17 protein-coding genes, 16 tRNA genes, 2 rRNA genes and 1 pseudogene are annotated in these 18,929 nt (G+C 40.5%); 33 read left to right on the top strand and 3 right to left on the bottom strand.

Features of this window, described 5'->3' with window-relative positions:
- The 19 genes from ABVF21_RS22395 to ABVF21_RS22305 form a co-directional block, all read left to right on the top strand.
- A 23S ribosomal RNA gene (locus ABVF21_RS22395) occupies positions 1 to 82 on the top strand; the annotation flags it as partial.
- A 246-nt stretch (positions 83 to 328) separates the two neighbouring features.
- Positions 329 to 445, top strand: a 5S ribosomal RNA gene (gene rrf, locus ABVF21_RS22390).
- A gap of 9 nt (positions 446 to 454) precedes the next feature.
- Positions 455 to 529: transfer RNA gene (locus tag ABVF21_RS22385), tRNA-Asn, on the top strand.
- A gap of 1 nt (position 530) precedes the next feature.
- Positions 531 to 622 (top strand) — tRNA-Ser (locus tag ABVF21_RS22380).
- A 23-nt stretch (positions 623 to 645) separates the two neighbouring features.
- Positions 646 to 720 (top strand) — tRNA-Glu (locus ABVF21_RS22375).
- Between the two features lie 22 nt (positions 721 to 742).
- Positions 743 to 818, top strand: a tRNA-Val gene (locus ABVF21_RS22370).
- A gap of 8 nt (positions 819 to 826) precedes the next feature.
- Positions 827 to 902 (top strand) — tRNA-Asp (locus ABVF21_RS22365).
- Positions 903 to 1,060: 158 nt separating this feature from the next.
- Positions 1,061 to 1,137 (top strand) — tRNA-Met (locus ABVF21_RS22360).
- A gap of 84 nt (positions 1,138 to 1,221) precedes the next feature.
- Positions 1,222 to 1,297 (top strand) — tRNA-Phe (locus ABVF21_RS22355).
- Between the two features lie 4 nt (positions 1,298 to 1,301).
- Positions 1,302 to 1,377: transfer RNA gene (locus ABVF21_RS22350), tRNA-Thr, on the top strand.
- Between the two features lie 70 nt (positions 1,378 to 1,447).
- Positions 1,448 to 1,532, top strand: a tRNA-Tyr gene (locus tag ABVF21_RS22345).
- Between the two features lie 7 nt (positions 1,533 to 1,539).
- Positions 1,540 to 1,613 (top strand) — tRNA-Trp (locus ABVF21_RS22340).
- 16 nt (positions 1,614 to 1,629) lie between these two features.
- Positions 1,630 to 1,705 (top strand) — tRNA-His (locus ABVF21_RS22335).
- 4 nt (positions 1,706 to 1,709) lie between these two features.
- Positions 1,710 to 1,784 (top strand) — tRNA-Gln (locus tag ABVF21_RS22330).
- Positions 1,785 to 1,793: 9 nt separating this feature from the next.
- A tRNA-Gly gene (locus ABVF21_RS22325) sits at positions 1,794 to 1,868 on the top strand.
- 9 nt (positions 1,869 to 1,877) lie between these two features.
- A tRNA-Cys gene (locus ABVF21_RS22320) sits at positions 1,878 to 1,952 on the top strand.
- Positions 1,953 to 1,979: 27 nt separating this feature from the next.
- Positions 1,980 to 2,069 (top strand) — tRNA-Leu (locus tag ABVF21_RS22315).
- Between the two features lie 34 nt (positions 2,070 to 2,103).
- Positions 2,104 to 2,188, top strand: a tRNA-Leu gene (locus ABVF21_RS22310).
- A 159-nt stretch (positions 2,189 to 2,347) separates the two neighbouring features.
- On the top strand, positions 2,348 to 3,049 hold the full coding sequence (locus ABVF21_RS22305) for a DsbA family oxidoreductase (RefSeq protein WP_303533232.1): 702 nt from the start codon (positions 2,348 to 2,350) through the stop codon (positions 3,047 to 3,049).
- A 39-nt stretch (positions 3,050 to 3,088) separates the two neighbouring features.
- On the opposite strand, the gene yvfG is transcribed toward ABVF21_RS22305, so the two are convergent.
- The gene (gene yvfG / locus ABVF21_RS22300; RefSeq protein ID WP_371019029.1) at positions 3,089 to 3,310 is read right to left on the bottom strand and encodes a protein YvfG; all 222 of its coding nucleotides are present in this window, start codon (positions 3,308 to 3,310) and stop codon (positions 3,089 to 3,091) included.
- Positions 3,311 to 3,581: 271 nt separating this feature from the next.
- Positions 3,582 to 4,250 (bottom strand): B3/B4 domain-containing protein, encoded by a 669-nt coding sequence (locus ABVF21_RS22295; RefSeq protein ID WP_371019028.1) that lies wholly within the window; start codon positions 4,248 to 4,250, stop codon positions 3,582 to 3,584.
- Between the two features lie 83 nt (positions 4,251 to 4,333).
- On the opposite strand from ABVF21_RS22295, the gene ABVF21_RS22290 reads away from it, so the two are divergent.
- The 14 genes and pseudogenes from ABVF21_RS22290 (at position 4,334) to ABVF21_RS22225 (ending at position 18,794) form a co-directional block, all read left to right on the top strand.
- The gene (locus ABVF21_RS22290) at positions 4,334 to 6,028 is read left to right on the top strand and encodes an ABC-ATPase domain-containing protein (RefSeq protein ID WP_303533227.1); all 1,695 of its coding nucleotides are present in this window, start codon (positions 4,334 to 4,336) and stop codon (positions 6,026 to 6,028) included.
- A gap of 30 nt (positions 6,029 to 6,058) precedes the next feature.
- Positions 6,059 to 7,198, top strand: a pseudogene (queG, locus tag ABVF21_RS22285) (tRNA epoxyqueuosine(34) reductase QueG).
- 66 nt (positions 7,199 to 7,264) lie between these two features.
- The gene (locus ABVF21_RS22280; RefSeq protein WP_194220055.1) at positions 7,265 to 7,801 is read left to right on the top strand and encodes a methylated-DNA--[protein]-cysteine S-methyltransferase; all 537 of its coding nucleotides are present in this window, start codon (positions 7,265 to 7,267) and stop codon (positions 7,799 to 7,801) included.
- 199 nt (positions 7,802 to 8,000) lie between these two features.
- Positions 8,001 to 8,630 carry a YczE/YyaS/YitT family protein gene (locus ABVF21_RS22275; protein ID WP_242057318.1) on the top strand — a complete coding sequence of 210 codons (630 nt, stop codon included), beginning with the start codon at positions 8,001 to 8,003 and terminating at the stop codon, positions 8,628 to 8,630.
- A gap of 55 nt (positions 8,631 to 8,685) precedes the next feature.
- Positions 8,686 to 9,573: an amidase domain-containing protein gene (locus ABVF21_RS22270; RefSeq protein WP_194220054.1), complete on the top strand. Its 888-nt coding sequence runs from the start codon at positions 8,686 to 8,688 to the stop codon at positions 9,571 to 9,573.
- Between the two features lie 65 nt (positions 9,574 to 9,638).
- Entirely contained in the window at positions 9,639 to 10,112 is a 474-nt protein-coding gene (gene trmL / locus ABVF21_RS22265; RefSeq protein WP_371019027.1) for a tRNA (uridine(34)/cytosine(34)/5-carboxymethylaminomethyluridine(34)-2'-O)-methyltransferase TrmL, read from the top strand.
- Between the two features lie 627 nt (positions 10,113 to 10,739).
- A complete protein-coding gene (locus ABVF21_RS22260; protein ID WP_194220052.1) occupies positions 10,740 to 11,045 on the top strand; it encodes an antibiotic biosynthesis monooxygenase family protein in 306 nt (101 codons plus the stop codon).
- Positions 11,046 to 11,210: 165 nt separating this feature from the next.
- On the top strand, positions 11,211 to 13,106 hold the full coding sequence (locus ABVF21_RS22255) for a PrkA family serine protein kinase (protein WP_226616162.1): 1,896 nt from the start codon (positions 11,211 to 11,213) through the stop codon (positions 13,104 to 13,106).
- 244 nt (positions 13,107 to 13,350) lie between these two features.
- The gene (gene lepB / locus ABVF21_RS22250) at positions 13,351 to 13,908 is read left to right on the top strand and encodes a signal peptidase I (protein WP_194220050.1); all 558 of its coding nucleotides are present in this window, start codon (positions 13,351 to 13,353) and stop codon (positions 13,906 to 13,908) included.
- A 59-nt stretch (positions 13,909 to 13,967) separates the two neighbouring features.
- The gene (locus ABVF21_RS22245) at positions 13,968 to 14,135 is read left to right on the top strand and encodes a hypothetical protein (RefSeq protein WP_283153062.1); all 168 of its coding nucleotides are present in this window, start codon (positions 13,968 to 13,970) and stop codon (positions 14,133 to 14,135) included.
- A gap of 284 nt (positions 14,136 to 14,419) precedes the next feature.
- Positions 14,420 to 15,586 carry a sporulation protein YhbH gene (gene yhbH / locus ABVF21_RS22240; protein ID WP_194220048.1) on the top strand — a complete coding sequence of 389 codons (1,167 nt, stop codon included), beginning with the start codon at positions 14,420 to 14,422 and terminating at the stop codon, positions 15,584 to 15,586.
- Between the two features lie 167 nt (positions 15,587 to 15,753).
- Positions 15,754 to 16,623, top strand: a complete 870-nt coding sequence (locus ABVF21_RS22235; RefSeq protein WP_283153061.1) for a ComEC/Rec2 family competence protein — start codon at positions 15,754 to 15,756, stop codon at positions 16,621 to 16,623.
- Positions 16,624 to 16,700: 77 nt separating this feature from the next.
- Complete coding sequence (locus ABVF21_RS22230) at positions 16,701 to 17,138, top strand: CBS domain-containing protein (RefSeq protein ID WP_283153060.1); 438 nt, start codon at positions 16,701 to 16,703, stop codon at positions 17,136 to 17,138.
- A 120-nt stretch (positions 17,139 to 17,258) separates the two neighbouring features.
- Positions 17,259 to 18,794, top strand: coding sequence for a bifunctional GNAT family N-acetyltransferase/carbon-nitrogen hydrolase family protein (locus ABVF21_RS22225; RefSeq protein ID WP_283153059.1), 1,536 nt, complete (start codon positions 17,259 to 17,261; stop codon positions 18,792 to 18,794).
- A 38-nt stretch (positions 18,795 to 18,832) separates the two neighbouring features.
- Here ABVF21_RS22225 and ABVF21_RS22220 read toward each other — a convergent pair.
- The coding region (locus ABVF21_RS22220; RefSeq protein WP_160917705.1) for an IS3 family transposase at positions 18,833 to 18,929 on the bottom strand (97 nt) is incomplete at its 5' end.

The following is an 18,929-nucleotide window of genomic DNA, read 5'->3' as shown; positions in this document are numbered from 1 at the left end:
GATGATGAGGTAGATAGGTTCGGGGTGGAAGCGTGGCAACACGTGGAGCTGACGAATACTAATCGATCGAGGGCTTAACCTAAACGAAAAGCGAAGTAAGCCGTTTAAATCCGACAAGCGTTGGAGGATTTTGAGTCAGACGCGCTTTATGCGTCAGAATTAAAAGGTGAAACGATCGAGGATTTGGCTTACGTAGCTGGACATATTGGAAAACGTTGCGAGTGCTATCTAGTTTTCAGGGAATAAAATTTTCCTTGAAAAACATGATGAAATATAGTATGATATATTTTGTCGCTGGTAAATCACGAAAGTGAAATCCAGTCCTTAGTCTGGTAATGATGGCGAAGAGGTCACACCCGTTCCCATGCCGAACACGGAAGTTAAGCTCTTCAGCGCCGATGGTAGTTGGGGGATCTCCCCCTGCAAGAGTAGGACGTTGCCAGGCTGATATTATTCCACAGTAGCTCAGTGGTAGAGCTATCGGCTGTTAACCGATCGGTCGTAGGTTCGAATCCTACCTGTGGAGCCATGGAGAGCTGTCCGAGTGGCCGAAGGAGCACGATTGGAAATCGTGTAGACGGTCAAAGCCGTCTCGAGGGTTCGAATCCCTCGCTCTCCGCCACTAGCATACATAATAGCAGCAAGGGCCCGTTGGTCAAGCGGTTAAGACACCGCCCTTTCACGGCGGTAACACGGGTTCGAATCCCGTACGGGTCACCATTATATATCATTTCTACTTTGTGGAGGATTAGCTCAGCTGGGAGAGCATCTGCCTTACAAGCAGAGGGTCGGCGGTTCGAGCCCGTCATCCTCCACCATTCTCTAAGGTCCCGTGGTGTAGCGGTTAACATGCCTGCCTGTCACGCAGGAGATCGCGAGTTCGATTCTCGTCGGGACCGCCATTTATATTTTAATATTATCGCGGGGTGGAGCAACAAGCGATACTTCCTTGAAACAGCAACGTGTTGTTTCGACGGATACGCTTCGAAGCATAACCTTGTAGAGAAAGAAACAGTGCACAGCGTAATGAGCAGGTGTAGCATTATTACATTCACATTATCGCGGGGTGGAGCAGTTCGGTAGCTCGTTGGGCTCATAACCCAAAGGTCGCAGGTTCAAATCCTGCCCCCGCAACCAATTAATTTTATCTGCGTTGAGTATTCATCGTTACTAAAATTAAAATGTAGTCCTGTTAAGGGCAACCAATTATATTTTAAACATGGCTCTGTAGCTCAGTCGGTAGAGCAGTGGACTGAAAATCCACGTGTCGGCGGTTCGATTCCGTCCGGAGCCACCATGTTGCCGGTCTAGCTCAATTGGTAGAGCAACTGACTTGTAATCAGTAGGTTGGGGGTTCAAGTCCTCTGGCCGGCACCATTTTCTCGAAATGAGATCAAATTCCATTGCACTTTCATAAAATGTGTATTACAATGGTAATTGTCAATTTGGAGGGGTAGCGAAGTGGCTAAACGCGGCGGACTGTAAATCCGCTCCCTCAGGGTTCGGCGGTTCGAATCCGTCCCCCTCCACCATCTTGATAGGGGTATAGTTTAAAGGTAGAACAGAGGTCTCCAAAACCTCCGGTGTGGGTTCGAGTCCTACTACCCCTGCCAATTTCAAATTTTTATGGCGGTTGTGGCGAAGTGGTTAACGCACCGGATTGTGATTCCGGCATTCGTGGGTTCAATTCCCATCAGCCGCCCCATTTTTGGGCTATAGCCAAGCGGTAAGGCAACGGATTTTGATTCCGTCATGCGCTGGTTCGAATCCAGCTAGCCCAGCCATTTTTTGTTGCGGAAGTAGTTCAGTGGTAGAACATCACCTTGCCAAGGTGGGGGTCGCGGGTTCGAATCCCGTCTTCCGCTCCATTTTAAAAAGGCGGCATAGCCAAGTGGTAAGGCACGGGTCTGCAAAACCCTTACGCCCCGGTTCAAATCCGGGTGCCGCCTCCAATCTTAATATTTTTTCTTAAAAGTCCTGCCGGAGTGGCGGAATTGGCAGACGCACAGGACTTAAAATCCTGCGGAGGGTGTACCTCCGTGCCGGTTCGAGCCCGGCCTCCGGCACCACTTATTTTTCTGCCTGAATTGAATATGGTATTTTGCCGGTGTGGCGGAATTGGCAGACGCGCACGACTCAAAATCGTGTTCCGAGAGGAGTGTCGGTTCGAACCCGACCACCGGTACCATTACATACGTTATTTCAAGACTTCAACGTTCTCGTTGAGGTCTTTTTTATATGTTTTAATTTTCAATGACTCACTGAGCAAATTCCTGCTCATTTAAAAATAGAGATGATAAAATACAAGTATAAGATAGATAAAACAATTTACTGAAAGAGTGATTCGATGAGAATTGAAGTATGGTCCGATTTCGTTTGTCCATTTTGTTATATAGGAAAAAGACGTCTTGAAAGTGCGCTTCAGGCTTTTCCAAAGCGTGACCAAGTAGAAGTTGTCTTTAAAAGCTTTGAACTTGATCCTAATGCGAAAGAATCGAATGGAGAAAGCATGGCTGAGCTTCTAGCAGCGAAATACAATGTCAGTCTAGAACAAGCTCAGGGTATGTGTGAGAATATGAGACAGCAAGCTGCTGGAGAAAACCTAACGTATGATTTCGATAAAATGATTCCAACGAATTCATTTGATGCTCATCGTCTTGTTCACTATGCGACGAAGCATGGTAAAAGTAATGAAATGTCAGAACGTCTCTTTTATGCCTTCTTTACCGAATCCAAAAATATTGGTGATCATGAAACGCTTGCATCACTTGGTGAAGAACTTGGGCTAGACGGTTCGGATATAAAACGTATGCTAGGGACTGAAGAATTTACGAAAGAAGTTCGCAACGATGAAGCAATGGGAAGTCAGCTTGGCATTCAGGGCGTACCATTCTTTGTATTTGACGGTAAATATGCCGTGTCAGGTGCTCAGCCTGTAGAAATGTTTGAACAGGCCATTGAGAAGGCCTGGGGAGAAGGAAGTAAGCTTGAAGTAGTCGGTGAAAATACAGAAGCGTGTTCTGCTGACTCTTGTGATTTTCCTAAATAAAACGCAAGAAAGCTCTCTTATTTAAAAGAGAGCTTTTTCTTATGCATCTGTACTTTCTTGTTTAATCGTTTTGTAAGCTGAATCAAGGTTGCGAATGCGACGAACTATTTCTGAGTTTTTGTTAAGGTTGTCATAGATCATTGACGAAACAACTGAACGATAATAGCTATTCATTGCTTCTAATTTTGAAAATACATCACGATTCTTTTGTATGTATTGGCGAAAATTTTCTTCGAAAAATGGTGTTGAGAATGGTTCCATATGATTTCTCCTTTCTGTCTATCATTCTGATTATAGGGTGATCGTCATCAGAACGTCAAACGAATCATGCGGAGTGATGTTCTATTAGATCAGCCGTGATGAGGAATGTTTGTAAAGAAAATATGAGAAATGTGTTGTTTCTTTCATATGTTCTGTGGTATTCTATCTACATCAGCGAGGATTGTAGAAATTCCTCGAATTTTCACCATTTACCCAACGCAGTGTTTCGTTAAAATTAACGAAGCGTTGCGTTTTTTTATGTCTGCTTTCTTTAACTTGAAACCCCGCTTAAGAAGTCTCCTCCATGTATTTGATTAAACATTTCTGCTGAGGCAGTTACAAGCTTTTCCCCTTCTGAAACGGAGAGCGAAGGTTGAAGATAGAAAAGCTGAATGGCATGCTTGGTTTCTTCTGTTACTGCTGTTCGCTTAGAATCAACGATAGGACTTCCGAAAGCTCCCTTGTGATCAAGTGAGAGGATTTTGTTGTTGAAGCTTACCTCACGTCCATTTAAGCCCTCATATGCAGTCGTCTCACTTCCAATGTCGATTGTAATATCTCCTTCAACTTGATCAAGATCATAGATCCCAATTGGAATTTTGTATTGAAGCGACAGAAGATTGTTGATGTCTGCAGCAGAGTGAACGAGAGGTAGCGAAGACCCTTTTTTTAACCGGCGTAATAGGGCTTCTGAGGACGGTCGGTATTTGGCGGGATCAGTCCCGAACTTTTTGAAAATGGAACGCCACTCTGAGATAGCAGGAAATGTGAGCAGGTCTGTCTGTTCAAGATCCATCATCATTGTTTCCTGATAGAACTGAAAGCGACCTCGCACCATTTGCGGCGACTTTTCAACAACGATATTATGGTAAATAGCATAACCAATTTTAAAATCAGGATATGTCTTTTTAATCATTGGAGCGAGAGTTATATTGGGCATCAAACTTTTCTCCTAACATCTAATTTTTCGTTCATTTTATCATATACCTAAATTTGAAGCTTATAAGGAGGCTTGCCTCATTTATGAATAAACTTAGAAAACAGTTAGAGCGTATTGATGGAAAAGGATATAAAGCATATAAAGACATTAGTGGGCACTATGATTTTGTGGATTACACCCTTTACATCGACTATGTCCAGGGAGACCCTTTTGCTAGTCCTTCTCGGATAAGAATCATCGTCCCACGCAAGAAAACGATCGTAGAGCCTGAGTGGTTCGATTCGGCTGTAAGAAGAGTTCGAACAGAAGATATGATTGCTAGAAAAGTAGGGGATGCCATTAGAAGGACTGAGAGGCATGCGAAAGGCACTGGAAAAAGTGGATTGGTCTCAATCGATAGACCTGGTCAAAAGGTTATTGAGAGGGCAGCAGTGAGCGTGACAGAGGAATCTATTACGATTTGTCTATCAATAGGATTACCTGCACAAGGCAGAAAAGTCCTTGGCAGACAGGCTATAAACTTGCTTCTGCATCAGCTGCCAGACATTGTGAAGAATTCTGTCTTTGCATTAAACAAACAAATAATCTTAGAGGCATTGCATTTAGCGGACCAACAAGAGGCTATTCGTGAACAGCTTACTCAAAACGGATATGTCGGATTTGTAGCGAATGGATCGATATTACCACGTGAGAGCGGGATAAGCGATCGTCCTATGAAAAATGACGCAGTACAATTCAAATCACCTAAAAGCATGGAAGTGTCTTTAACAATCCCACACCGTACTGAGCCATTACAAGGAATGGCTGTTAAGGAAGGTATTACATTAATTGTTGGCGGTGGTTATCATGGAAAGAGTACCCTCTTGCATGCAATGGAGCATGGCGTATATGATCATATTTTAGGGGATGGTAGAGAGTATGTTATTACAAACCACCAGGCAATGAAAATTCGCTCTGAAGATGGTCGGAAGGTAACTGGAGTAGACATCTCGCCATTTATAAACAATCTCCCATATGGAAAAGATACGCGTTCTTTCACATCTGAGAATGCCAGTGGAAGTACGTCCCAGGCGGCCAATATCATTGAGGCGATCGAAGCGGGTTCAGATACGTTATTAATTGATGAAGATACAAGCGCGACTAATTTTATGATTCGAGACTATCGAATGCAGCAGTTAGTTGCGAAAGAGAAAGAACCCATTACACCGTTCATTGATCGTGTGAAGCAACTACGTACAGAACATCATATATCAACCGTACTTGTCATGGGCGGATCTGGAGACTACTTTGATGTAGCTGATCAGGTGATTTTAATGGAGAACTACCTTCCATACGACGTAACGGATCAAGCTCGATCAATCGTAAAAGAATCGGAACGCAGACATGAAGGTGGAGAAAGATTTGGAGAGGCAAGAAAGAGAGTACCTGAGCAGAGTAGCTTAAACAGTAAAAAGGGAAAGAAATCGAAAGTGACAGCTCGCGGATTGCATCATATTCAATTTGGGAATACAGATGTTTCACTTCTTCAAATAGAACAGCTTGTAGATCCCAGTCAAACGCGTTTTGCTGCTGACGTCCTTCATTTTCTGGAAAGAAATCATAAGTTAGGAGAAAAGTCGATTCCAGAACTTCTTGATTTCATTGATCAGAAAATAAACGCAGAGGGACTTGGTTCTTTTTCTCTATATAAGAATCAGCATCCAGGAGATATTGCTCGAATTAGAAGAACAGAAATGGCGGCCATTTTAAATCGAATTCGAACGCTAAGAATTAAATAAAACACTCCCAAAGAGGAAGGGGGGAAACTAGTGACAAACGCACAATTAAAAGCTGATATTGTGGCATACAGTAAAACTATTGGGATTGATAAGATAGGCTTCGCGGCGGCAGATCCTTTTAAAACCCTTAAGCAACGCTTAGAGCGTCAGCAGGAGCTTGGTTATCAGTCAGGCTTCGAGGAATCTGATATAGAAAAGAGAACAGAACCTGAGCTATTGCTAAGCGGTGCAACAACGATTATATCAATTGCCATTGCGTATCCTTCGCGAATGAAGGATAGCCCTAGGAGTAAGAAGGGCGAAAGGAGAGGACTTTTCTGTCGTGCTTCATGAGGAATTGATTATCATCACCTCCTTAGAGAGAAACTCTCCCTTTTAGATGCATATATTAAATCGAAGGTTCCAGAGGCTAGAACGAGCTCGATGGTCGATACTGGCGAACTTTCTGATCGAGCTGTAGCTGAAAGAGCCGGCATTGGTTTTAGCGGTAAAAACACAATGACCATAACAGAAGAATTTGGTTCATGGGTTTATCTTGGTGAAATGATTACCGATCTAAATTTGGAACCTGATGAGCCTGTTGAAGAAGGGTGTGGTGACTGTAATATTTGTGTAGACGCATGTCCGACTGGTGCCTTAATTGAAGGGGGGCAGCTAAACGCGAATAAATGCATCGCTTTTCTTACGCAAACAAAAGGTTTTTTACCTGATGAATACCGTACTAAATTAGGAAACCGATTATATGGGTGCGACACCTGCCAGCTCGTTTGCCCCAAAAACAAAGGAAAAGATTTTCATCATCATCCTGAACTCGAACCAGATCCAGAGATGGTAAAACCAAAGCTCATACCACTTCTAACAATGTCCAATCGTGAATTTAAGACTCAGTTTGGTCAAGCGGCTGGTTCGTGGAGAGGAAAGAAGCCTATTCAACGAAATGCTATTCTTGCTCTTGCTCATTATAAAGATGAAACAGCTATTGATACACTGGTCGAAGTGATGAAAAAAGATCCTCGTCCGGTGATCCGCGGCACTTCGGCCTGGGCGCTTGGGAAAATAGGTGGCGAGAAGGCCTTTAATGCCCTTACAAAGGAGCAATTGAGAGAAAATGACAAGGATGTGGCAGATGAGATCGCTAAAGGCTTGTCAATGCTTAAAAATAAGACTTAATGCTGATGGTCAAACGATTAGATGCGTTGTAAGATAGTGAAAAATGTATAATAAAGAAGGGATAGAATGGAGAAACAAGTGATTCATTATGGGGAGTTTCTATCGCCTATAGGTGCAATAACATTGTTTGCTAGTCCTAATGGAGTTAGTAGGCTCGATTTTGGTTGCGCTGAAGATGTACTGCCTATTGCTGAAACATGGTATAAAAAACATCATGTCAAAGCGGACCTTGTTTTCAATTCTGATATAATCGAACCCATCGTCATGCAATTGGAAGAATACTTCAGTGGAAAAAGAAGGTTCTTTGATCTAAAGCTTGATAAGGTAGGAACGATTTTTCAACAGAAAGTATGGAACAACCTTTCGGAAATTCCATATGGTGAAACCCGGTCTTATCGAGATGTAGCTGTTGGTATTTCGGCACCAAAGGCTGTTAGAGCCATAGGTTCAGCTAACAACCGAAACCCAATTCCAATCATTGTACCGTGTCACAGAGTTATAGGAAGTAATGGTGCTTTAGTTGGCTATGGTGGCGGCGTAGATAAAAAAGAATATTTATTATCACTTGAACAGCAGCATTCTATGCATGCCGTTCTACCGTAACGATATATAGTGCCAGTTCGCTATCTTGATAGCGAACTGGCTTTTTTTTTGTCTTAGGCATAAAGTTATAAAAAGAGCTTCGTTTCTTGTAAAATAGCAAATGCATTTTAAAAAAGAGATACTAAAATATCTAGGGCGAAGAATGAGAGCAACTTGATACAGCTTTTAGTTTTAAGCCCTCATATGAGGAGTGAACATTATGAACAGCTTTTTATCCAAAAGTCTGATCTACGTAGCGGGATTATTTACACTAGCCTTTGGGGTTGTCTTATTAATTAATGCCGATGTTGGAATTGCCCCATGGGATGCTCTCTACGTTGCGCTTTCTGACCAACTAGGGTTTACCGTGGGAACATGGGTGTTTATTGTTGGTGGTATTTTAATTTTTATCAATAGTCTTATTATGATGAGGAAACCAAACTTAGCTGGTTTTATTCCAATTATTCTTCTAGGATTGTTTGTTGACCTCTTGAATTTACAAATTCTCACTTTCATTGATGTAGATGGAATCGTTACCAGGTGGACCTTATTTCTTGTTGGATTAGTTATCATGGGTCTTGGAATTGCAGTGTACTTATTTGCATCTCTTGCATCTATTCCAAACGATGAACTCATGCTTGCCTTAACAGAAAGAACGGGATGGAGTATTGGTATTACTAAGACATTAACAGAAGCTCTTGCGTTTGTTCTGGCATTCTTGTTAGGCGGGCCGATTGGTGCCGGTACCTTTGTAGAAGTGCTTCTGCTTGGTATTCTTGTTGGTTGGTTTGATAAATTACTCAAGAAAATAACACACCCTTCAGCAGAGCCAGCTGTAAACCATTCCTGATTCCAAGTCATGTGTTTGATTTCCCTGTCATAAAGTGCGATGAGGGGGGACGCATATGGTGTGGGGAGACCAGTTGAAATCTTTCTGGAAAGAACAAGCAACTTGCTTACTAAATGGAACGGATCATTCAAGAATAGGAACTAGGCCTTCAGAGGAAGAAGAAGCAGTCAACCGTTATCGTATACAGAGCCAAAATAGGGGAGCTTCTGTTATTCGTATAAAAAATAAAGGGATCCTCCTGGGAAAAAAAACAGTCTCGACGAGCCAACTTTATGAATATCTTCTTCATCAGCAGTTTCTTATTAAACAGGGAGAAAAACTATATCAGGAAGAACGACTTGAAAAGAGATTGGCAAAAATGGTGGAGGGTGAACTTATTCTTGATCGATCAGCTGAGATAGAGGGAGGAACACTTCAAGTAGCAGAAGGTAAAGGCAGCGGTGATGCTCGTCTAAAAGGCTCCTATTATGATCGGTTATCAGCTCTGAAATATGCTGAGAGATGGTGGGATGATGCGAATCCTTCTTATCAGTCGTTTGATGTAGATTGTACAAATTATATTTCTCAGTGTCTTCATGCAGGGAAAGCCCCTATGCGTGGTTACCCAGATCGCACTAAGGGATGGTGGATGAAAGGAAATAACTGGAGCTATTCATGGACTGTAGCTCATGCGCTTAGGTGGCATTTAAGTAGCTCGAAGAATGGTCTTCGAGCTCGTGAAGTAGCGAATCCGGATGATCTCATTCCTGGAGATATTATTTGTTATGACTTTGATGGAGATGGCCACTGGCAACATACTACTTTTGTCGTAGATAATGATGAGAAGGGATATCCTCTTGTCAATGCTCATACAACAAATAGCAGGATGCGCTATTGGGCCTATGAAGATTCTACGGCATGGACGCCTGAAATCAAGTATAAGTTTTTTCATATTGAGGATTAGAGAATGCCATCTCCTAATCTAAAACATGCTATAATAGTATTGTTTTGAAGTGGAGGTGAATGAATATGTCTTTAAATATTGTACTGTTTCAGCCTGAAATACCAGCGAACACAGGGAATATAGCTAGAACATGTGCAGCAACAAATACAAGTCTACATCTAATTCGCCCACTAGGGTTTTCGACAGACGATAAAATGTTGAAACGTGCGGGCTTGGATTACTGGCAATATGCTGATGTACATTATTATGATTCTCTAGAGGAGTTCTTTGAAAAGAACCCAGGTGGAGAATATTATTATATTACGAAATACGGTACGAATACACATACTGACTTTGATTACTCAGATGTGAATGAGAATACGTATTTTGTTTTTGGAAGAGAAACGAATGGTTTACCAGACGAGTTGATTGAAAATAACAAAGAGCGTTGTCTTCGTCTACCGATGACAGATCATGTTCGTGCTCTTAACCTTTCAAATACTGCTGCTATTATGGTATATGAAGCACTAAGACAGCAAAGTTATCCAGGAATGAAATAAAAAAGAACGACTTTCAGCAAAGAGCTGAAAGTCGTTCTTTTTTTGATAGAAGTTTAAGCGTATTTCAACGTTCAAAAACTTTGTTTTTGAACGCTCGTCTTCGCTTTTCATGTCCAGCTGCGACTCGCAGAAACTGCGATATTTCACTCTTTCACCAGAACACAAAAGGCGTGTTCTAGTTCAAGAGTTCCAATATATCCGTTTCTAAACGCTCGTCTTCGCTTTTCATGTCTAGCTGCAGTGGGCAGACACTCGGTCACTTCACCTTTTCAACTGAACACAAAAAACGTGTTCAAATGAAAAGGCTCCAGTTCCTGCCGTGTCTAACCGCCCACTTTCGCTTTTCATGTTACCTACTACCTTTTTTGGTTTTGCTTGGTCGGTCGTTGTAGCCAGCTGTAAAGATGGCTGCTAGGAAAGCTAGGATTACTACTAAAATACCCAGGAAACTCATGGTCTCATCCTCCTCAGGTAAAATTGTGTCCAAATCTAACTCTCATTATAAACCATGTGCGGGAAGGTGTGAATGTTTTGAGGGGAATTCTTGTAGTGAGGAGTTGTTTGAATTGGAAAAAAACGTCGTTATTCGATAGGATAGAGAGAGAAACCTAAAGGAGGATTTATTTTATGTATGTTGTGATGAATGAATTGAAGGTCCCTGATGAAGCAAAAGACATGATGAAGCAACGTTTTGGGAAAAGTGCTGATAGTATGAAGAATGTTGATGGTTGCTTGGAGTTTCTATTTCTTGAACAGTCGGCTGAAAACGGAAAGCTTATTGTATTTACGAAATGGGAAAGTGAAGAGGCTTATCAGAATTGGGTGCACTCCGATTCATTTAAGAACGCTCATAAAGAAAAGCGCGAATCGAAAGAAAAATCTCCAGCAACAGGAAATGAACTAAGCGAATTTACAGTAGTTTATCATACGTAAAGATGAGAGCCGGGCAACCGGTTCTTTTATTTTGGACTTTTTTCATAACTGAGCAGAAACCCTATAAAGACTCGATTGAATCATTGGAAAGAAAGCCGAATGTTATTGGACATCCCCGCATAACATGTATTAAATCCGATGAACCAAACTTGGAGGGGGCTCTTAATGGATATCTTACGTAAAATCCAGCAGCATCGAGAAGAAGAGAGGCGGCTGAAGTGGGAAGGAACCTTCAGCGAGTATTTAGACATTATCCGGGAACGACCTGAAGTAGCGCAGTCAGCTCATTCACGTGTTTATAATATGATAAGAGATGCAGGGATTGATGAGGTTGATGGGAAAAGAAGTTATTCTTTCTTCTCTGAAGAGCTTTATGGACTTGAGGAAGCAATCGAACGTCTGGTAGAAGAATACTTTCACCCTGCTGCCAAAAGGTTAGATGTCAGAAAACGTATTCTCTTATTGATGGGACCAGTAAGTGGTGGTAAATCAACTCTTGTTACGGTGCTGAAAAGAGGACTGGAGAAATATTCTCATGAAGATTCTGGGGCTGTTTATGCGATTAAAGGCTGTCCTATGCACGAGGATCCACTGCATCTTATACCACATCATTTGAGAGATGAATTCCACGATGAATACGGGATCCGAATTGAAGGAAGTCTTTCCCCACTAAACGTAATGCGCCTTGAGCAAGAGTATGGTGGTCGTATTGAAGATGTGATGGTAGAGCGCATATTCTTTAACGAGGATAAGAGGACAGGTATTGGTACATTTAGTCCTTCAGATCCTAAGTCTCAAGATATTGCAGACTTAACCGGAAGTATTGATTTCTCAACGATAGCGGAATTTGGATCAGAGTCTGATCCTAGAGCTTATCGATTCGACGGAGAATTAAATAAAGCCAATCGTGGAATGATGGAATTCCAGGAGATGCTGAAATGTGATGAGAAGTTTTTGTGGCACTTGCTTTCACTGACTCAAGAAGGAAACTTTAAAGCTGGGCGTTTTGCGCTAATTTCTGCTGATGAACTTGTTGTAGCGCATACGAACGAAGCAGAGTATCGCTCTTTTATATCAAATAAAAAGAATGAGGCGTTACACTCTCGTATTATCGTTATGCCGGTTCCATATAACTTAAAGGTGAGTCAGGAAGAGCGTATTTATGAGAAGATGATTCGTGAAAGTGATGTAGCTGATGTGCACATCGCCCCACATGCTCTTAGAGTAGCTGCTATTTTCTCTATCTTGACGAGGTTAAAAGATACGAATCGTCAGGGAGTGGACCTTGTTAAGAAAATGCGACTCTACGATGGAGAAATTGTAGAAGGCTTTAATCAGGTAGATGTGGATGAACTTCATAAAGAGCATTCGGATGAGGGAATGAGCGGGATTGATCCGCGTTATGTTATTAACCGAATTTCCTCTACGATTATAAGAAAAGAAGTACCGTCAATTAATGCCCTGGATGTTCTTCGTTCATTGAAAGATGGACTTGATCAACATGCTTCTATCTCAAAAGAAGATAAAGAGCGGTATATGAATTTCATCTCCATTGCGCGCAAAGAGTATGATGAAATTGCAAAGAAAGAAGTACAAAAAGCATTTGTTTACTCTTATGAAGAGAGTGCAAAGACACTAATGGATAATTATCTTGATAATGTTGAAGCGTATTGTAATAAAAATAAGCTCCGCGACCCTCTTACTGGAGAGGAAATGAGTCCGGATGATAAGCTTATGCGTTCAATTGAAGAACAGATTGGCATTTCAGAAAATGCGAAGAAAGCATTTAGAGAAGAAATTCTTATTCGTATCTCTGCTTATGCTAGAAAGGGTAAGAAGTTCGATTATAATTCCCATGAACGTTTAAGAGAAGCGATTCAGAAAAAATTGTTTGCTGATTTAAAAGATGTAGTCAAAATAACGACATCTTCCAAAACACCAAATGAAAATCAACTCAAGAAAATCAATGAGGTTATCGCACGTCTCATCGATGAACATGGATATAATTCAATTTCAGCCAATGAACTTCTACGTTATGTAGGTAGTCTCCTAAATCGATAATTAGAAGAAGCATGCCTCTTTAGGTATGCTTCTTTTTATGCTGCTATAAGGAGCGCTATTTATGAAATGGGTGAATATACTTAAAATAAGAAATTTTCTTCGTTCATGGAATAGAAAGCCACTATAACGATGGAAGTGAATGGTGAGAATATGCAATGTAATCGCTGTCATATACGTGTGCGCTTGTGCCAGCTTATTATGAGTGATAGATTAGACGTAAAGACGTATTGAAAAGAGGTTTGAGATGAAGAAGGAACGCAATCCGCTTTGGGAGTGGATCAAGGCTTTTTCAATAGCTGTAGTCCTGGCGATTGTTATTCGTGAATTTCTCATAACGAACTATGTCGTTCATGGTGAATCAATGATGCCAACGATCCAAGATGGGAATCGTTTAATTATTAATAAAATTGGTTATGAAGTCTCAGAGCCTGATCGATTTGATCTTGTAGTATTTCATGCGAATGAAGAAGAAGACTATATTAAGAGAGTCATTGGACTTCCAGGAGATACAATCGAATATAAAAATGATGTTTTATATGTAAATGGTGAGAAAATAAAAGAACCTTATCTTGAGCGTTATAAGAAAGATATTTTTAACGGGAACCTCACTGAGAATTTCCATCTTGAAGATAAAACTGGAAAATCAGAGGTGCCCGAGGGATATTTATTTCTCATGGGGGATAACCGAAGACATAGCTATGATAGCAGGCATATTGGTTTCGTACCAATGAATCAAGTAGTAGGGGAAGTAAATCTACGCTACTGGCCACTTGAGAAAATTGATTTCACATTCCAAAAATAAACTAAATATGGTTATTAAGGAAGAGAATCGGGGTACTATTACTATTGAGGTGATTCAAAATGGCGGATCATAAAGAAAAACCTGAGAACAGTTCAATGGCGATGAATGAAAAAGAGATGGCCCAACTCGGTAAAGAGATGGAAGAGCTAGACACAAATGATGAGATTAAGAAAAAGGGTAAACGTCCAGATCCGATTCAACACAAAAAAGAAAACGAAACAGAGTAACTCCCAATAAGGGAGTTTTTTTTTGAATATAGACTGAGAAGGATAAAACATAAGTATAAACGGATGAAAGTAGTCCAATTCGAGTAGTTGAAGCAATAAAAGCTGTATTTGTCAGAATTAATTGTCAATTATCGCTTGTATTTGCATAGGATAAAGTATACTATTCAACGCAGCCGAAGGATGTCCACATTAGGGTTAAGTTTCTGAACTAACATCATGAGCGATCATCGATCATTGAATAAATTTTCGATAGAAATTTAATTTTTTTAGGAGGGAAATAAGGCATGAAAGACAAGGACTCCAACAATTTCGTCGTCTCTCAGGAGAATTGGTCCCTCCACCGAAAAGGCTATCAGGATCAACAACGCCATGCCGAAAAAGTTCAAGATGCTATCCAAAACAATCTCCCGGATCTCATCAGTGAAGAGAACATTATTTTATCTAACGGTCGAGATGTCATTAAAATACCAATACGTTCACTTGATGAGTATAAAATTCGTTATAACTATGATAAGTCTAAGCATGTTGGGCAAGGTGAAGGCGATAGCCAGGTGGGAGACGTTGTGGCAAGAGATGGTTCTGGGGAAAAACAGCCTGGGGCCGGTAAAGGTGAAGGGGCTGGAGATCAGCCAGGAGAAGATTATTATGAAGCAGAAGTTTCTCTGGTAGAACTGCAGGATATTTTATTTAAAGAACTGGAACTGCCGAATTTACGTGAAAAAGAAACAGCCGACGTAGTGAAAAAGAAAGTAGAATTTAATGATATTCGAAAAACTGGACTTATGGGTAATATTGATAAGAAAAGAACAATTCTATCAGCGTATAAGAGAAATGCGATTAGTGGAACACCATCAATTGCACCGATTTATCAAGATGATCTACGCTTCAAAACATGGAATGAAGAAATTAAGCGCGAATCTAAAGCTGTCGTTTTAGCCATGATGGATACAAGTGGTTCGATGGGAAAATGGGAGAAATATATGGCAAGAAGCTTTTTCTTCTGGATGTCACGTTTCTTACGATCGAAATATGAAACAGTGGAGATTGAGTTTATTGCTCATCATACAGAAGCAAAAGTCGTCACTGAAGACGATTTTTTTTCAAAAGGAGAAAGCGGCGGAACAATTTGCTCATCAGCTTATCGCAAAGCGCTTGAACTCATTGATGAGAAGTATTCTCCAGCACGTTACAACATTTACCCATTCCATTTCTCAGATGGCGATAACTTGACGTCAGACAATACAAGATGTGTGAAACTGGTTAATCAAATTATGAAGGTCTCGAACATGTTTGGGTATGGAGAGGTTAATGCTTATAATCGCCACTCCACCCTGATGAGTGCCTACAAAAATATACATGATCCTAAATTTAGGCATTATATTCTTAAAGAAAAGAAAGACGTCTATCACGCAATGAAAAGCTTCTTCCGAAAAGAAGAAATTCATTCATAAGCTTCCCGAAAAGGGGAGCTTTTTTCTTTTAGTTTGGCTATGCGATTGAATGGTGCTATTTTCACTCAGATGATCCACAAATTGTGAAGTCAAAATAAGTTAACATTGCTTTTAGATCAGAGAGGAAGGTACATACTAATAACAAGTAAAGCGTTGGAGGAATCATTATGAAATTCATTAGGTTTCTTTTTATATCCCTTCTTATCTTATTATTGATGCCTTATGATGTGACAGCTCAATCAAATGTGGTTGAAGTTCATTTTATTGATGTGGGACAGGCTGATAGCATTTTGATCACGTATGGAGAAAAAGCTGTGCTAGTAGACGCAGGAGATAATGGTGATGGAGAAACGGTTTCAAATTATATAAACAAGCTAGGCATTAGCCAATTAGATTATATTGTGGCGACGCATCCCCATCATGACCATATTGGTGGGATGGATGATGTGATAGAAAATTTCGATGTGAAAACTGTGATGATGCCCGATGTTTCTTATCCAACAGTGCACTATAAGTCGCTCTTAAAAGTATTGAAGAAAAAAGACATCACCTTAGAAAAGGCACGAAAAGGTATGAAAATAAAATTAGGACATCAGGTCAATATACAGGTCATTTCACCTTCCAAAGAAGCGGAGTACGAGGATTTTAATGATTATAGTGCCGTATTACGGCTGAGTCATAAAGAGAATAGCTTCCTGTTGATGGGGGACGCTGGGGTAGAAGTAGAGAAGCAAATGCTAGAAAAACTTAAAAGGAAACAGATTAAATCTGATGTTCTAAAAATGGGGCACCATGGTGCGAGTTCGGCTACATCAGAGACATTTCTTAAAGCCGTAACCCCAGAGACTGCTGTTATTTCTGTTGGTAAAAATAATCGTTATGATTTTCCAGATAAAAATGTGATTCAGAGATTAAATGAACATCATATTTCTGTTCTAAGGACAGATGAAATAGGAACGATTATTGCTACAAGTGATGGTGAGAACATTGTATTTCATACTGATAACAACCTGATATCACATAAAAAGGATAAATAATAACCGGTGAAGGAGCTTACACTACATGTTGAAAGGCACCGCCTTTCTTGTCTGAACGATCATACACCTTGGGAGGAATGCTTGTGCATAACAATCTGCAAAACCTCATGTCTAAGAACATCATATCCGTTACACCAGAGCAATCGATCCAGGAAGCAGCAGCCCTAATGAATCAGTATAATATTGGTTCATTACCTGTCATGAAAAATGGTCAGCTTTGCGGAATGGTTACAGATCGTGATATTACGACTCGTGCCACTGCAACTGGTGGAAATGCGGATTGTCAGGTGAGCCAATGTATGTCTAACAACATTGTCTCAGCTACATCTAACATGAGTGCAGAAGAAGCAGCGGCATTAATGGCTCAGAATCAGATACGACGATTGCCTATTGTTGAAAACAATCAGGTAGTAGGAATGGTTTCGCTTGGAGATTTTGCGACGAAAACACCTGACCATCAAGAGGCCGCCACCGCACTATCGAGCATTTCTCAGAATGGAATAACACGAGCGTAAAGACAAAGGGGCTGACAAATGTCAGTCTCTTCTATTTCGTTCATCCTATGATAAAATCAGGATAGAATCACGTGGAAATAGGGTACATAGAAATATAGATGGAATGTGGAGGGAAAGCATATGTCAGAATTAGATGTATCGAAATTCGAAAAAAAGATTGAGATTAGGCAAATTCATCACGAAGATATAGATGAAATCCTTTCATTACAGAAAAAATGTTTTCCTGGAATGGATCCCTGGAAAAGAGAGCATCTTGAGAGTCACCTGGAAATTTTCCCAGAAGGGCAATTTTGTGTAGAACTCGAAGGAGAAATCATAGGCTCCTGTTCAAGTTTGATGGTGAACTTTGATGAATATGATGATCAGCATACGTGGGATGACATAACGGATGAAGGATATATTACAAATCATAACCCTGATGGCTATAATCTTTACGGTATTGAAGTGATGGTTCATCCTGAATATAGAAGGATGAAAATCGGTAAGCGTCTTTATGAGGCACGAAAAGATCTTGCGCGAGAATTAAACGTGAAGAGTATTATCATCGGAGGGCGAATTCCGAATTACCATAAGCACTCGAATGAAATGAAAGCATCAGAATACGTAGAAGAAGTGAAATTCCAAAACATATATGATCCTGTTTTAACGTTCCAGCTCATGAATGGATTTAATGTTATGAGAATAAATCCGAACTATTTACCAGATGATAAAGCTTCAAAGCAATTTGCTACTTTAATGGAGTGGAATAACGTTGAATATAAAGCCGTTACAAGAAGGCACTTTAGATCGTCATTCCCCGTTCGAATTTGTGCGATACAATATGCGATGAAGAAAATATCTTCCTTTGAAGAATTTGCAAACCAAGTAGAATATTATGTTGATGTGGCAGCAGATTTTGGTTCTGATTTTGCTGTGTTTCCTGAGATCTTTACGACACAACTAATGTCGTTCATGGATGAAAAAATACCAAGCAAAGCTGTTCGTCGTTTAACAGAATATACAGAGCCGTATATCGAGCTTTTTACAGAATTAGCTGTAAAGTATAACGTTAATATTATTGGTGGTTCTCATTTCGTTTTAGAGGATGAAAAGATCTATAATATTGCTTATTTGTTTAGAAGAGACGGAACGATTGAAAAGCAATATAAAATTCATGTTACCCCAAATGAACGTCGTTGGTGGGGAATTCATGGTTCAGATGGCATTGAAGTTTTTGATACAGATTGTGGTAAAATTGCGATCCAAATCTGTTATGATATCGAATTCCCTGAGCTTGGAAGAATTGCGACGGATAAGGGCGCTAACATTCTATTTACACCTTTCTGCACCGATGATCGTCAAGGGTATTTACGCGTCCGTTATTGTGCGCAGGCTAGAGCGGTTGAGAACCAAATCTATACAGTCATTGCCGGTACGATTGGTAACTTATCTCAAGTAGAGAATATGGACGTTCAGTATGCACAATCAGGGATTTTTACCCCTTCAGATTTTGCTTTTTCAAGAGATGGAATTGCTGGTGAATGTCACCCGAATATTGAAACTGTCGTGGTAGGCGATGTAGATCTTGAAATTCTTAGAAGACAACGTCAATCAGGTACGGTTCGCCAGTTGCGAGATCGCCGAAAAGATTTATATGAGATACATTACAAAAAGTAAGCCGCTTTGGTAGTGACCCCTAAAAGTTAGAGTTTTTATTATGCAGCTGTTTGGCTGGTTTGAGTTCGGTATTGGATCGGACTTAAACCAGCCAATTTTGCTTTTACGCGTTCATGGTTATAGTAGTCTACATAT

Source organism: Pseudalkalibacillus sp. JSM 102089 (genome assembly GCF_041366475.1).
In the GTDB taxonomy this organism is placed as follows: Bacteria; Bacillota; Bacilli; order Bacillales; family Guptibacillaceae; genus Guptibacillus; species Guptibacillus hwajinpoensis_B.
This window is presented reverse-complemented; position numbering and strand designations above follow the sequence as displayed.

Coding starts and splice junctions, on each gene's coding strand:
- ABVF21_RS22305 (WP_303533232.1), top strand. CDS start 2,348: ATGAGAATTGAAGTATGGTCCGATTTCGTTTGTCCATTTTGTTATATA.
- yvfG (WP_371019029.1), bottom strand. CDS start 3,310: ATGGAACCATTCTCAACACCATTTTTCGAAGAAAATTTTCGCCAATAC.
- ABVF21_RS22295 (WP_371019028.1), bottom strand. CDS start 4,250: ATGCCCAATATAACTCTCGCTCCAATGATTAAAAAGACATATCCTGAT.
- ABVF21_RS22290 (WP_303533227.1), top strand. CDS start 4,334: ATGAATAAACTTAGAAAACAGTTAGAGCGTATTGATGGAAAAGGATAT.
- ABVF21_RS22280 (WP_194220055.1), top strand. CDS start 7,265: ATGGAGAAACAAGTGATTCATTATGGGGAGTTTCTATCGCCTATAGGT.
- ABVF21_RS22275 (WP_242057318.1), top strand. CDS start 8,001: ATGAACAGCTTTTTATCCAAAAGTCTGATCTACGTAGCGGGATTATTT.
- ABVF21_RS22270 (WP_194220054.1), top strand. CDS start 8,686: ATGGTGTGGGGAGACCAGTTGAAATCTTTCTGGAAAGAACAAGCAACT.
- trmL (WP_371019027.1), top strand. CDS start 9,639: ATGTCTTTAAATATTGTACTGTTTCAGCCTGAAATACCAGCGAACACA.
- ABVF21_RS22260 (WP_194220052.1), top strand. CDS start 10,740: ATGTATGTTGTGATGAATGAATTGAAGGTCCCTGATGAAGCAAAAGAC.
- ABVF21_RS22255 (WP_226616162.1), top strand. CDS start 11,211: ATGGATATCTTACGTAAAATCCAGCAGCATCGAGAAGAAGAGAGGCGG.
- lepB (WP_194220050.1), top strand. CDS start 13,351: ATGAAGAAGGAACGCAATCCGCTTTGGGAGTGGATCAAGGCTTTTTCA.
- ABVF21_RS22245 (WP_283153062.1), top strand. CDS start 13,968: ATGGCGGATCATAAAGAAAAACCTGAGAACAGTTCAATGGCGATGAAT.
- yhbH (WP_194220048.1), top strand. CDS start 14,420: ATGAAAGACAAGGACTCCAACAATTTCGTCGTCTCTCAGGAGAATTGG.
- ABVF21_RS22235 (WP_283153061.1), top strand. CDS start 15,754: ATGAAATTCATTAGGTTTCTTTTTATATCCCTTCTTATCTTATTATTG.
- ABVF21_RS22230 (WP_283153060.1), top strand. CDS start 16,701: ATGCTTGTGCATAACAATCTGCAAAACCTCATGTCTAAGAACATCATA.
- ABVF21_RS22225 (WP_283153059.1), top strand. CDS start 17,259: ATGTCAGAATTAGATGTATCGAAATTCGAAAAAAAGATTGAGATTAGG.